General features: G+C 72.1%; 10 protein-coding genes. 7 read left to right on the top strand and 3 right to left on the bottom strand.

Annotated features, from left to right (window positions below; all coding sequences use genetic code 11):
- Positions 1-48: 48 nt before the first annotated feature.
- Entirely contained in the window at positions 49-5,049 is a 5,001-nt protein-coding gene (locus ABZS97_RS12620) for an ATP-dependent helicase (RefSeq protein ID WP_356136695.1), read from the bottom strand.
- Between the two features lie 418 nt (positions 5,050-5,467).
- On the opposite strand from ABZS97_RS12620, the gene ABZS97_RS12615 reads away from it, so the two are divergent.
- From ABZS97_RS12615 to ABZS97_RS12605, 3 genes are read left to right on the top strand one after another with little or no spacing between them, the layout of a single operon-like run.
- Positions 5,468-6,469 (top strand): AraC family transcriptional regulator, encoded by a 1,002-nt coding sequence (locus tag ABZS97_RS12615; RefSeq protein ID WP_356136693.1) that lies wholly within the window; start codon positions 5,468-5,470, stop codon positions 6,467-6,469.
- Positions 6,370-7,089, top strand: a complete 720-nt coding sequence (locus ABZS97_RS12610) for an AzlC family ABC transporter permease (protein ID WP_356136730.1) — start codon at positions 6,370-6,372, stop codon at positions 7,087-7,089. Before ABZS97_RS12615 ends, ABZS97_RS12610 begins: the two co-directional genes overlap by 100 nt.
- Positions 7,086-7,394: an AzlD domain-containing protein gene (locus tag ABZS97_RS12605; RefSeq protein ID WP_356136691.1), complete on the top strand. Its 309-nt coding sequence runs from the start codon at positions 7,086-7,088 to the stop codon at positions 7,392-7,394. Before ABZS97_RS12610 ends, ABZS97_RS12605 begins: the two co-directional genes overlap by 4 nt.
- 112 nt (positions 7,395-7,506) lie before the next feature.
- Here the strand turns inward: ABZS97_RS12605 and ABZS97_RS12600 are convergent, their stop codons facing one another.
- On the bottom strand, positions 7,507-8,451 hold the full coding sequence (locus ABZS97_RS12600; RefSeq protein ID WP_356136688.1) for a hypothetical protein: 945 nt from the start codon (positions 8,449-8,451) through the stop codon (positions 7,507-7,509).
- 80 nt (positions 8,452-8,531) lie between these two features.
- On the opposite strand from ABZS97_RS12600, the gene ABZS97_RS12595 reads away from it, so the two are divergent.
- Both ABZS97_RS12595 and ABZS97_RS12590 read left to right on the top strand, forming a co-directional pair.
- Positions 8,532-8,726 carry a DUF3046 domain-containing protein gene (locus ABZS97_RS12595; RefSeq protein WP_356136686.1) on the top strand — a complete coding sequence of 65 codons (195 nt, stop codon included), beginning with the start codon at positions 8,532-8,534 and terminating at the stop codon, positions 8,724-8,726.
- A gap of 60 nt (positions 8,727-8,786) precedes the next feature.
- Positions 8,787-10,082 carry an AI-2E family transporter gene (locus tag ABZS97_RS12590; protein WP_356136684.1) on the top strand — a complete coding sequence of 432 codons (1,296 nt, stop codon included), beginning with the start codon at positions 8,787-8,789 and terminating at the stop codon, positions 10,080-10,082.
- Here the strand turns inward: ABZS97_RS12590 and ABZS97_RS12585 are convergent.
- Entirely contained in the window at positions 10,076-10,924 is an 849-nt protein-coding gene (locus tag ABZS97_RS12585) for a hypothetical protein (RefSeq protein WP_356136682.1), read from the bottom strand. The genes ABZS97_RS12590 and ABZS97_RS12585 overlap by 7 nt on opposite strands.
- Before the next feature lie 367 nt (positions 10,925-11,291).
- Between ABZS97_RS12585 and recA the strand changes: the two genes are divergently transcribed.
- Both recA and recX read left to right on the top strand, forming a co-directional pair.
- On the top strand, positions 11,292-12,416 hold the full coding sequence (gene recA / locus ABZS97_RS12580; protein WP_356136680.1) for a recombinase RecA: 1,125 nt from the start codon (positions 11,292-11,294) through the stop codon (positions 12,414-12,416).
- A gap of 15 nt (positions 12,417-12,431) precedes the next feature.
- Complete coding sequence (gene recX / locus ABZS97_RS12575; RefSeq protein WP_356136679.1) at positions 12,432-13,343, top strand: recombination regulator RecX; 912 nt, start codon at positions 12,432-12,434, stop codon at positions 13,341-13,343.
- Positions 13,344-13,461: the final 118 nt, after the last annotated feature.

Genomic DNA, 13,461 nt, shown 5'->3' with positions numbered 1-13,461 from the left:
CTGGGGGGTGTTGTGCCGATGAGGTGGAAGGGGGTGCTGTTGCGGGGGTTACGCGCGCAGGCGCAGTCCGCGCGGGGTCGCGATGAATCCGGCTCCTTCCAGGAGGGTGCCGAAGGGGGAGGTCAGCGCGGAGGCGCCGTTGACGCGCTCGACTGTGACCGTGCCGAGCGAGCCCGCGCGGGCGGCCGCGGAGAGGGCCTCGGCGGCGGAGTGCAGGCGAACGTCGTCCGTGACCGCGCCGTCCGGGTCGGCGGGCCAGGCCAGCAGGGTCTTGCCTCCGCGCTCCATGTACAACGTCAGCTCGCCGTCGACGAGCACGACCAGGGAGCCCGCCTTGCGTCCCGGCTTGTGCCCGGCGCCGGTCGGGGGCTCGGGCCAGGGGAGCGCGGCACCGTAGGCGTTGGCAGGGTCGGCGGCGGCCAGGACCACGGCCTGGGGGCCGCTGCCGAGGCGGGCGCGGCCCGCGGGGGAGAAGCCCGGGCGGCCGGAGCGGGCCGAGAATGCGGAGTCGGCGGAGTCGGCGGAGAAGCCGTGGTCGTCGGCGAAGGTGTAGGAGCCGGGGGCCGCGGGCGATCCGGTGGGACCGCCGGGGCGCGTACGGCCGGAGGTGTCGCGGAAGTCGGGGAACGCTGTCCGGTCGAGGTCGCCGAAAGGGTCGGGGGCGTTCGCGGTGTCATGGCCGTGCAGGGGGTCCGAGTAGGTCTGGGCGTCGGTGAAGCCCAGGTTGGGCGTGGCGTTGTCAGGCCCGGGGGAGCCGTTCGGAGTGGGGAAGGCGTTGGTGAAGTCCGGTTCGGGCAGGGTCTCGCCGCGATCCCGCGCGTTCGCCGTCGCGCGCAGGCGGTCCACCGCGCCGTCCATCGCGAACTGTGCGGCGCCGAGTCCCTCCACCACATAGCCGCGGCGCGCCTGACCGCTGTCCTCGAAGGCGGACAGGATGCGGTACGTCGCCGAGAAGCCGCCCTCGACGCCTTCCGCGGCGACGGCCCCGCGGGTCACCACACCGTGCCGGTCCAGCAGGGTGCGGGCCAGGGCGTGGGCGCGCACCGTGCGGTCGGGCTCGCGGGCGGGGAGCAGCGACCAGCGGCCGGCGACCGTCGGGGGGCCGGTGCGCGAGGCGGGACGAGCGGCGGCCGTCAAGGAGCCGTAGCGGCCGCGCGGCACTGTGCGCTTGGCACGATGGGCGGTGGATCCTGCGGTACGGCCGGAGCCCAGGAGAGAGCGCATCGGGGTGAGCGTGTCGTTCGTGAGCCGCCCCGACCAGGCCAGGTCCCAGATGGCGTCGGCCAGTTGGGGATCGGTGACGTCCGGGTGCGTGGTGGCGCGGACCTGGTCGGCGATCTGGCGGAAGAAGAGGCCGTAGCCCCCGGAGAGGATGTCCAGGACGGACTGGTGGAGCGCCGTCGGTTCCAAGGGGTGCGGGTCGGGGAGGAGCAGGGGGGCCGCGTCCGCCAGGTAGAGAGACACCCAGCCGTCCTTGCCCGGCAGCGCCCCGGCTCCGGCCCAGAGCACCTCTCCCGCCGCGGTGAGTTCGTCGAGCAGCGCCGGGGCGTACCCGGCGACCCGGGAGGGCAGGACGAGCTTCTCCAGCGCCGACGCGGGGACGGACGCGCCCTGCAACTGCTCGATCGCCCGCACCAGTCCGTCGACACCCCGCAGTCCGTGCCCGCTGCCGACGTGCTGCCACTGCGGCAGGAACTGCGCGAGCGCGGCGGGTGGCACCGGTTCCAGCTCGTGGCGCAGGGCCGCGAGTGAACGGCGCCGCAGCCGGCGCAGAACCGTCGCGTCGCACCACTCCTGGCCGATGCCCGCCGGATGGAACTCCCCTTGCACGACACGCCCGTTGGCCGCGAGCCGTTGCAGTGCCCCGTCCGTGACGGCCGTGCCGAGACCGAAGCGGGCGGCGGCCGTGGTCGAAGTGAACGGCCCGTGCGTGCGGGCGTAGCGTGCGAGGAGGTCACCGAGGGGGTCCTTGACCGGCTCGGTGAAGGCCTCCGGGACACCCACGGGCAGCGCCGTGCCGAGCGCGTCGCGCAGGCGTCCGGCGTCCTCGATCGCCGCCCAGTGGTCGGCGCCCCCGATGCGGACCCGGATGGCGCGGCGGGCCCCCGCCAGCTCGTGCGCCCACTGCGGATCGGCGCCGCGCTCGGTCAGCTCGGCGTCCGTGAGCGGGCCCAGCATCCGCAGCAGGTCGGCGACGCCTTCGGCGTCCTTGACGCGCCGGTCCTCGGTCAGCCACTGGATCTCCCGCTCCAGCTCGGTCAGCACGTCGGCGTCGAGCAGCTCGCGCAGCTCGGCCTGTCCGAGCAACTCGGCCAGCAACCGTGAGTCCAGTGACAGGGCGGCTGCGCGCCGCTCGGCGAGGGGCGAGTCCCCCTCGTACAGGAACTGGGCCACGTAGCCGAAGAGGAGGGAGCGCGCGAAGGGGGACGGCTCGGGCGTGGTGACCTCGACCAGGCGCACCTTGCGGGACTCGATGTCGCCCATCAGTTCCGTGAGGCCCGGGACGTCGAAGACGTCCTGGAGACACTCGCGGACCGCCTCCAGGACGATGGGGAACGATCCGAACTCGCTTGCCACCTGGAGGAGTTGGGCGGCGCGCTGGCGCTGCTGCCAGAGCGGGGTGCGCTTGCCCGGGTTGCGGCGCGGCAGCAGCAGCGCCCGGGCGGCGCACTCGCGGAAGCGGGCCGCGAACAGCGCCGAGCCGCCCACCTGGTCGGTGACGATCTGATCGACCTCGCCCTTGTCGAAGGCGACGTCCGCCGCGCCGACGGGCGCCTGCTCGGCGTCGTACTCCGTGCCCGCCTTCACGGGCTCCTGGTCGAGGAGGTCCAGGCCCATCAGGTCGGCGTCGGGCAGGCGGAGCACGATGCCGTCGTCGGCGTGCATGACCTGCGCGTCCATGCCGTACCGCTCGGAGAGCCGGGCACCCAGCGCGAGCGCCCAGGGGGCGTGGACCTGGGCGCCGAAGGGGGAGTGCACGACGACCCGCCAGTCGCCGAGCTCGTCGCGGAAGCGCTCGACCACGATCGTGCGGTCGTCCGGGATGTGCCCGCACGCCTCGCGCTGCTCGGCGAGGTACGCGAGCACGTTGTCCGCGGCCCAGGCGTCCAGGCCCGCGGCGAGGAGACGCAGGCGGGCGTCCTCCTTCGGCAGTGAGCCGACCTCGCGCAGGAACGCGCCGACCGCGCGGCCCAGTTCGAGCGGCCGGCCCAGCTGGTCGCCCTTCCAGAAGGGAAGCCGGCCGGGGACCCCGGGAGCGGGCGAGACCAGGACGCGGTCGCGGGTGATGTCCTCGATACGCCAGGAACTCGTGCCCAGCGTGAAGACATCGCCGACCCGGGACTCGTAGACCATCTCCTCGTCGAGCTCGCCGACCCGGCCGCCGCCCTTCTTGGGGTCGGCGCCCGCCAGGAAGACCCCGAAGAGCCCGCGGTCGGGGATCGTGCCGCCGGACGTGACGGCGAGACGCTGCGCGCCGGGGCGCCCGGTGACCGTACCGCCGACGCGGTCCCACACCACACGGGGGCGCAACTCCGCGAAAGCGTCGGACGGATAGCGGCCCGCGAGCATGTCCAGCACCGCGGTGAACGCCGACTCCGGGAGTGAGGCGAAGGGAGCGGCGCGGCGGACCGTGGCGAGCAGGTCGTCCACCTGCCAGGTGTCCAGCGCGGTCATCGCGACGAGCTGCTGGGCCAGCACGTCCAGGGGGTTCGCCGGGACGCGGAGCGACTCGATGGAGCCGGTGCGCATCCGTTCGGTGACCACCGCCGCCTGGACCAGGTCGCCTCGGTACTTGGGGAAGACGACTCCCGTGGAGACCGCGCCCACTTGGTGCCCGGCGCGGCCCACGCGCTGCAGGCCGGAGGCCACCGAGGGGGGCGACTCGACCTGGACGACCAGGTCCACCGCGCCCATGTCGATGCCCAGTTCGAGGCTGGAGGTGGCGACCACCGCGGGGAGGCGGCCCGCCTTCAGGTCCTCCTCGACCAGCGCCCGCTGCTCCTTGGAGACCGAGCCGTGGTGGGCGCGGGCGATGACGGGAGGAGCCCCCTGGGCCGCGCCCGAGCCGCCCATCAGCTCGGCCGGGGCGTGCGCCTCTTCCAAGGGTTCGCCGGTCGCCCTCTCGTACGCGATCTCGTTCAGCCTGTTGCAGAGCCGCTCCGCAAGCCGACGGGAGTTGGCGAACACGATCGTCGAGCGGTGGGACTGGACGAGGTCGGCGATCCGCTCCTCGACATGCGGCCAGATGGAGGGCTTCTCCGCCCCGTCGTTCCCGTCGGCCGCCGGGGAGCCGCCCAACTCGCCCAGATCCTCGACCGGGACGACCACGGAGAGGTCGAACTCCTTGCCCGACGGCGGCTGGACGATCTCCACCTTGCGGCGCGGCGAAAGATAGCGCGCGACCTCGTCCACCGGGCGGACCGTCGCGGAGAGGCCGATGCGGCGGGCGGGCTTGGGCAGCAGCTCGTCCAGGCGCTCCAGGGTGAGCGCGAGGTGCGCGCCGCGCTTGGTGCCCGCCACCGCGTGCACCTCGTCCAGGATCACCGTCTCGATGCCGGTCAGCGCGTCGCGCGTGGCCGACGTCAGCATCAGGAACAGCGACTCCGGAGTCGTGATCAGGATGTCCGGCGGGCGGGTGGCCAGGGCGCGGCGCTCCGCGGCCGGGGTGTCTCCGGAGCGGATGCCCACCTTCACCTCGGGCTCGGGCAGGCCCAGGCGCACGGACTCGTGGCGGATGCCGGTCAGGGGGCTGCGGAGGTTGCGCTCGACGTCCACGGCCAGCGCCTTGAGCGGGGACACGTACAGGACTCGGCAGCGCTTCCTGGGGTCGGCCGGTGGTGGGGCCGACGCCAGCTGGTCCAGCGCGGCGAGGAAGGCGGCCAGGGTCTTGCCGGAGCCGGTGGGGGCTACGACCAGCACGTCCGAGCCTGCGGCGATCGCTCTCCACGCGCCCGCCTGGGCCGCGGTGGGCGCGGAGAAGGCCCCCGTGAACCAGCCGCGGGTCGCGGGGGAGAAGCCGTCGAGGGCTCGAAGCGGTGAGCTGACCATGCGTCCATCCTGCACCCGGGGACTGACAATGGCGCTGAGCTGGGGGAATGCCCTTGGGGGTGGGGCGGTGGGGCGTGGGTTGCGGGGGGTTCCTTCGCCTGCCGGTCCCTCGTCTGCCGTCTGCCGTCTGCCGTCTGCCGTCTGCCGTCTGCCGTCTGCCGTCTGCCGCCCGGCGCCCGGCGCCTGCCGCCCGGCGCCTGCCGGTCGGTGTGGGTCGGGGCCGGGCCGGAGCATCCGTCCTCGGTCTGGCGCGGAATCGGTTCCTTCACAAGCGGAGGGCGGTGACGCGCCATCCGCTGCGGGCGGACGTTCCGGCCCGTCCCCTGCCGTGCGTACGCGGCTGCGGGTGCGTGGGGGCGGCTGAGGGGCGGAGCGCTGCGAGGGCTGATGGGGGTGTGGAGCGGCGCAGAATGGGGGCATGGGTGGTTCCGGGGAGCGGGCGCGGCACTGGCGGTATGCCGAGTTGCCGGGAGTCGATCTGCTGCGGGCGCGGTATGTCGACAAGATCTTCGTGCGGCATACGCATGAGAACTTCGTCATCGCCGCGATCGCTGATGGTGTGGAGGTCTTCCACCACGGTGGTGCCGATCAGTACGTGGGGCCGGGCGCCCTGGCACTGGTCAATCCCGATACGCCGCACACGGGCCGCGCCGGGGTTCCCGAGGGTTGGCGGTACGGGGCGGTCTATCCGTCGCCCGAGTTGGTGGCCGGGATCGCGGCGGAGACCACCACTGTGCGCGGCACCCCGGGGTTCACCAGTCCCGTGCTCGATGATCCGTATGCCGCAGGCCTCGTTCATCAGGTGCTGCGGGCCGCGGATGACGGCAACGCGCTGGCCGCGGACACCCTGCTACGGGTCGCGGTGACCCGGCTGCTGCGGCTGAACGGCGGTTCGCTGCCGCAGCGTGCCGTGCGGAGCGCCGGCGCTCGGGTCGCGGCACGCGCGCGTGCCGTGCTGGAGGAGAACATGGCCGCGCCTCCGGCCCTGGAGCGGCTGGCGGCCGACCTGGGCACCAGCCCGTTCGCGCTGCTGCGCGCCTTCCGGAACGCCTACGGGATGCCGCCGCACACCTGGCTGACCGATGCCCGGGTGCGCCGGGCGCGGCATCTGCTGGACGCCGGAACCGCACCGGCCGAGGTCGCCGCCGCTGTCGGGTTCACCGACCAACCTCATCTGAACCGTCACTTCACCCGCATCGTCGGGGTCCCTCCGGGCGCCTACCAGCGGGAACGGCGGGGCTTGCGCAAGAACGTACAAGACCCACACGGGAACCTTCTCCTACCATCCGATGCGTGGCAGAACAGCAAGCTCTCGCAGACATACGCAGTGACGACGGCGGAAAACCCGACGCAGCCGTCGTCCGGGACGCCCTGGGGGTCGGGGTCGCCGTCGGACTGTCCGGTTTCGCCTTCGGGGTGACCTCGGCCGGCAGCGGGCTCACGCTGCTGCAGACCTGTGCGCTCAGTCTTCTGGTGTTCACCGGCGCCTCGCAGTTCGCTCTCGTGGGCGCGCTCGCCGCCGGGGGCAACCCGCTCACGGCCGCGGCGGGCGCCTTCTTCCTAGGTGTGCGCAACGCCTTCTACGGGCTGCGCCTTTCGCAGCTGTTGGCCCTCCCGCGCGCGGTGCGCCCGTTCGCCGCCCAATGGGTCATCGACGAGACGACGGCCGTCGCGCTCGCGCAGCCGACGCGCCGTAGCGTCCGCATCGGCTTCACCGTCACCGGCCTCACCCTCTACGTGTTGTGGAACCTCACCACACTGCTCGGCGCCGTCGGCGCCGAGGCCATCGGCGACACCGACGCGTGGGGGCTGGACGCCGCAGGGCCCGCCGTCTTCCTGGCGCTGCTCGCGCCGATGCTGAAGAGCACCACGGAACGCGCGGTCGCGGGTCTCGCGATTGTGCTGGGGCTCGGTCTGCTGCCCGTCCTGCCGGCGGGAGTTCCCGTGCTGGTGGCCGCGCTGGCCGCCCCCGCCGCCCTCTACGTAGAGGGGCGTCGCCGTATGAAGACCACCGACAACGGGGCGAGGGAGGAGCGGTGAACGTCTGGATCGCCATCGGCGCGACCGCTGTCGGCTGCTACGTCGTCAAGCTCATCGGGCTCCTGGTTCCGGCCGGCGTGCTGGAGCGGCCGCTCGTCAAGCGCCTCGCCGCGCTGCTGCCCGTCGCCCTCCTCGCCGCCCTCACGGCCCAGCAGACCTTCGCCGACGGCCACACGCTGGTCGTGGACGCGAAGGCCGCCGGGCTCGCGGCAGCCGCCGTCGCGCTCGTTCTGCGTGCGCCCTTCCTGCTGGTGGTCGCCGCCGCCGTGGTGGTGACCGCGGGCGTGCGGGCGATGACGGGCTGAGGCATCGGGGCGGGGGGCAACGACGGGGCACGGACCGATTGCGAGACCAGGGGATACAGGGGGCCTGTGATGCGCACAGGCCCCCTGTGCCCCCGCGGGAGCCCCGGGCGGTTCAGCCGATGGGGCGCCCATACGCCCGTAGCGTGCGCAGTGCCTCGATGGTCACGCGCGGGCGGGACTCCAGCGCGATGCCCGGTGCCCATTGACGCCAGCGGACCGGCCAGCCGCCGTCCGTCCGCTGGTCGCCCGCCAGGAAGTCGAGCGAGCGCGTCATCTCCTCGTCGGTGAACCACGCGCGCGCGAGCGAGCCCGGCGTCTTCGCGTAGTCGTGCGCGAAGTGATGCTCTCCCGGCGCATAGCCGGGGGCCACCGGATACGACTCAAGGTGCTCGGGGTCCAGGGCCGCGAGCCGGTGTTCGCGCACCAGGCGGCCCAGGCGGTCGGCGGCCGCCTCGGCGCGCGGGCGGTCGGGCGCGGAGTCGAGGAAGGTCACGGCGGCCTCGACCTCGTACGGATGGGACTTCTCCAGGGAATCGACCGCCTGCCAGCAGAAGTCGGCGGCCCTGAACAACCACGCGTGCCACACCTCGTTGCGGTGCAGCAGGCCCACCACGGGCCCGGTGGCGAGGAGTTCGCTCGGCGGGTCGTCGACGACCGGGATGAAGGGCGCCGCGGGATAGCCGCGCTGGCTGGGATGGATCGCCGGCAGCGCGCCGTCCGCGGTGGAGACGGAGGTCAGATAGCGGCACACGCGCTCCACGCGCTGCCCGCCGCAGCGCCCGATCGCGTCCAGGACGCGCAGCGCGTGCGCCGTGTGCAGTGGCTGGCTGACCGGACCGCGCAGATCGGGTTCGAGTGCGTGACCGTACCCGTCGTCCTCGTTGAGGTACGCGGTCAGCGCGGTCTCCACCGCGTCGGCGCTCCCGTTCAGGAAGTGGTACGCGAAGCGGCGCTGCTCCAGCACGCGCGCGGTGAGCCAGACGAAGTGCTCGGCGCGCGAGAGCGGGGTCTGCGCCGGGGGCGTCGGGGGGAGTGGGGATGCTCCTGTTTCGGCCATGCGTCAGACCGTAGGACGGAAAGCGTTCTCGACAAGTGGTCCCGGCGAGGGCCCACCCTCAGGGGCGGGATACTGGAGTCATGCGGTTGACGGTCTTCTGGCAGCGAATGGCGGATCACTTCGGAGCGGGGTACGCCGACACCTTCGCGCGCGATCATGTGATGACGGAGCTCGGCGGACGCACCGTGCACGAGGCTCTGAACGCCGGCTGGGAGGCCAAGGAGGTGTGGCGCGCAGTGTGCACTTCCATGAACGTTCCCCACGAAAACCGCTGAAGGGCCCCGAGGATCGAGGGGTGGTCACCGATTGTCGGTGGCGTGGGCGAGACTTGCACCGTGGCCCCGACAGACGAGACCGCGCAGGTCGCCCAGCACGCATCCCCCTTCGGCACGACACCGCCCTCCGGTCCCCCGGACCAGGACGCCGTCGCGCGAGGCGGGCGTATGCCGCGCTGGCTGCCGCGCGCGATGGTGCTCGCCCTCGCGCTCATCGCCGCCTTCCAGCTGGGCAGTTGGGCGTTCCACCAGCTCACCGGCCTGCTGATCAACATTCTCATCGCGTTCTTCCTGGCGCTCGCGATCGAGCCGGCGGTCAGCTGGATGGCCTCGCGCGGTATGCGCCGTGGGCTGGCCACCTTCGTCGTCTTCCTCGCGGTGATGATCGTGGTGGCGGGCTTCATCACGCTGCTCGGGTCCATGCTCGCGGGCCAGATCATCAAGATGGTCGAGGGCTTCCCGGCCTATCTGGACTCGGTCATCAACTGGATCAACACCACCTTCCACACCGAGTTGAGACGGGTGGACATCCAGCAGAGCCTGGTCCGTTCCGACTGGCTGCGGAAGTACGTGCAGAACAGCGCCACCGGCGTCCTCGACGTGTCCGCGCAGGTGCTGGGCGGCCTCTTCCAGTTGCTGACGATCGCGTTGTTCTCGTTCTACTTCGCCGCCGACGGGCCGCGGCTGCGGCGGGCGCTGTGCTCCGTGCTGCCGCCCGCCCGGCAGGCCGAGGTGCTGCGCGCCTGGGAGATCGCCGTCGACAAGACCGGCGGCTATCTGTACTCACGTGGCCTGATGGCACTGATCTCGGGCATCGCGCACTACATCCTGTTGCAGTCCCTGGGCGTGCCCTACGCGCCCGTGCTCGCTGTCTGGGTCGGCCTGGTCTCGCAGTTCATTCCGACCATCGGCACGTATCTCGCCGGCGCCCTGCCGATGCTGATCGCCTTCACGATCGACCCCTGGTACGCGCTGTGGGTGCTGATCTTCGTCGTGGTCTACCAGCAGTTCGAGAACTATGTGCTGCAGCCCAAGCTGACCGCCAAGACCGTGGACATCCATCCCGCGGTCGCCTTCGGGTCGGTCATCGCGGGCACCGCCCTCCTCGGCGCCGTCGGCGCCCTGGTCGCCATTCCCGCGGTCGCCACCCTGCAGGCATTCCTGGGGGCGTACGTGAAGCGCTACGACGTCACCGACGACCCCCGGGTGCAGGGGCACCGCCGCCGGGCCTCGGGCAGCGTCCTCGCGCGCGTGCGGCGACTGTGGAGGCAGCCGCGGGCAGAGGAGCACGGGGAGCACGGGGAGCACGGGGAGCACGGGGAGCACGGGGAAGGCTCCCCGCAGAACCCTCAGTAGGTGAAGGCTGCCCACGCTCCCGTGGCGAGAACGGCCGCCCCGTAGCAGCCGACCGCCGCGTACAGGACGCGTTGTCCGGTCCTCTCGCTCCAGGACGTGCGGGACAGCAGCCAGGCCAGCGCGGGCAGCACCAGGACGGCGTGCAGGCTCACCCCGTGCAGGGGCTTGAGCGGGGCCGTCGAGTGGTAGGCGGCCTCCTGGTGGCCGGTCCGGGTGAGGACGACTCCGCGCGCGATCATCGCCGCACCCGACACGAGGGCGACCAGCAGGAGCGCGAATCCGGAACGCAGCGCGAGCGGCATCCCCGAGGGACCCGCGGGGCGATGCCGGAACGAGGCGACGGCGAACACGGTGAGCAGGACCACGAGCACTCCGCCGCCCACGGCGAGCGTCATCGAGACCGCGGTGTCGAAGGTGGTCTCCATGTTGAGATGCGAGGGGACCCGACGCCACGCCTGGAGGGTGATCCCGCCGACCTCCACGACACAGTCCGCGGCGAACACGACCAGCAGCATCGTGCGCAGCCGCGTTCCGATGCGCAGATACGAAGTTACCCAGGTGATCGCGATCAGCGTCAGCCCGAAGGAGAGCCCGAACGTGACGGGCTTGCGCCACGAGACAGGCCCCTCCCAGGGGCCGCCGTCGACGGCGAGGACCATCAGGTGCGCCAGACCGGACAGCGTCAGTACGGCACCGGTTCCGTAGCAGAGGCGTTCGGCTCTCGTCGTCTTCCGGGTGCCCGGGCCCGGCACCGCGAGCGCCGGTGTGGTGCCGGGGGAAGAGAGTGGGGCGGTGAAGGGGGCGGGGATGGCTGGGGTGCGTGGTCCGCTGCGGCTCTCCATGGGCTCAGCTTGCGCGGGCCGGGCCGTGCGGTCGTCGTACGGCCGAAGACTCCTGCCGTACGCCCGGGAGAGTAGGGCCGCGCGGTCGTCGTACGGTGCCGGCTCGGCGGGTGCGGAGGTTCGGTGACGGGTGATGTCGGACCGTGAACGTAGTCTCGGAGGTGCCGCGTGGTGCGCTTGACACCAAAATCGAACATCCATTCTCATGGAGTCTCCGGCGAGCCTCTCGATGGGGATTTCGAGAGGGTTTTCGTGGAGATGTGCCCGAGTTATCCACAGGCCGGACGGGCGTCGGGGCGCATTGTCAGTGGCAGGCGTTAGCGTCTTTGACGTGAAGCGATCGACTCAAGCAAACCGGGTGGAACCCATGGCAGGAACCGACCGCGAGAAGGCGCTCGACGCCGCACTCGCACAGATTGAACGGCAATTCGGCAAGGGCGCGGTGATGCGCCTCGGCGAGCGGCCGAACGAGCCCATCGAGGTCATCCACACAGGGTCGACCGCGCTCGACGTCGCCCTCGGTGTCGGCGGCCTGCCGCGCGGCCGAGTGGTGGAGGTATACGGCCCGGAGTCCTCCGGGAAGACGACGCTGACGCTGCACGCGGTGGCGAACGCGCAGAGGGCCGGCGGCCAGGTGGCCTTCATCGACGCCGAGCACGCCCTCGACCCCGAGTACGCGAAGAAGCTCGGCGTCGACATCGACAACCTGATCCTGTCCCAGCCGGACAACGGCGAGCAGGCCCTGGAAATCGTCGACATGCTCGTCCGCTCCGGCGCGCTCGACCTCATCGTCATCGACTCCGTCGCCGCGCTCGTCCCGCGTGCGGAGATCGAGGGAGAGATGGGCGACTCGCACGTGGGTCTGCAGGCCCGTCTGATGAGCCAGGCCCTGCGGAAGATCACCAGCGCGCTCAACCAGTCGAAGACCACCGCCATCTTCATCAACCAGCTACGCGAGAAGATCGGCGTGATGTTCGGCTCCCCGGAGACGACGACGGGTGGCCGCGCCCTGAAGTTCTACGCCTCGGTGCGACTCGACATCCGCCGTATCGAGACGCTGAAGGACGGCACCGACGCGGTCGGCAACCGCACCCGCGTCAAGGTCGTCAAGAACAAGGTCGCGCCCCCCTTCAAGCAGGCCGAGTTCGACATCCTCTACGGGCAGGGCATCAGCCGCGAGGGCGGTCTGATCGACATGGGCGTGGAGAACGGCTTCGTCCGCAAGGCCGGCGCCTGGTACACGTACGAGGGCGACCAGCTCGGCCAGGGCAAGGAGAACGCCCGTAACTTCCTGAAGGACAACCCCGACCTCGCCAACGAGATCGAGAAGAAGATCCTGGAGAAGCTGGGCGTCGGTGTGAAGCCGCAGGAGCCCGCCGCCGAACCGGGTGTGGACGCGGCGGTCTCGGCCGCTCCGGACGACGCAGCCAAGACGGTGCCCGCCCCGGCGGCCAAGGCGGCCAAGTCCAAGGCCGCGGTGGCCAAGAGCTAGTCCGCGAGTCAGTCAATGACACGACGAACGGACTGGGCCGAGTACGCCTACCCCGTGACCCCGGAGGGGCAGGGGCACGGGGCCGACGACGGCTCGGCCGGAGACGGTGGCGGGGCGTACGGCAGCGACGGGTGGCGTGACGGCGACCCGGGTGGCGATGGGCCGTACGCGTACGGAGCCGATCCGGACGGCGAAGTTCCGGACGGCGAGGGGTCGTACGGCGGCTCCCGCCGCGGCGACAGCCCGTCGGGCGGCCACCGCTCGTCGAGCGAAGGCTCGCGCCGCGGCGGTGGTCGGCGCGGTGACGGAGGACCGCACGGCGGGCGGGGGCGTCGGCGGCGTGGCGGTGGCTTCGGCGAGCCGTCCGGCGACCCACAGGACGGAGGCCTCCCTTCCTCGTCGAGGGCCGAGAAGGGGGAGCCCCCAGGGGACCCGGCTGAGCGGGCACGGGCGATCTGCCTGCGCCTGCTCACCGGGACCCCGCGCACGCGGAAGCAACTCGCGGACGCGTTGCGCAAGCGCGAGATCCCTGACGACGTCGCGGACGAGGTGCTGTCCCGCTTCGAAGAGGTCGGCCTGATCAACGACAGTGCCTTCGCGGAAGCCTGGGTGGAGTCGCGGCACCATGGCCGCGGTCTGGCCCGGCGGGCGCTCGCGCGGGAGCTGCGGACCAAAGGCGTGGACTCGACGCTGATCGATGAGGCCGTCGGACAGCTCGACTCGGACCAGGAGGAGGCGACCGCCCGCGAGCTGGTCGCCCGAAAGCTGCGCTCCACGCGCGGCCTCGACCGTGACAAGCGCCTGCGCCGCCTTGCGGGCATGCTGGCCCGCAAGGGCTACGGCGAGGGCATGGCCCTACGAGTGGTCCGGCAGGCGCTGGAAGAAGAGGGCGAGGACACGGACGGGCTCGCGGACGAGGCGTTCTGACCTCGGCGGTGGTCCCACGGATACGGAGGTCCCGGGACCGCCCCCCACGGAACCCGCGGGGCCGAACCGGGGCGGCGCGAACCATGACGCTCCGAATCCTGAGTCCCACGAGATCAGC

The organism is Streptomyces sp. NPDC005485 (assembly GCF_040606085.1).
Classification (GTDB): Bacteria; Actinomycetota; Actinomycetes; order Streptomycetales; family Streptomycetaceae; genus Streptomyces.
Note: the sequence above shows the minus strand (reverse complement) of the source record. Positions and strands in the feature narration are given on the sequence as shown.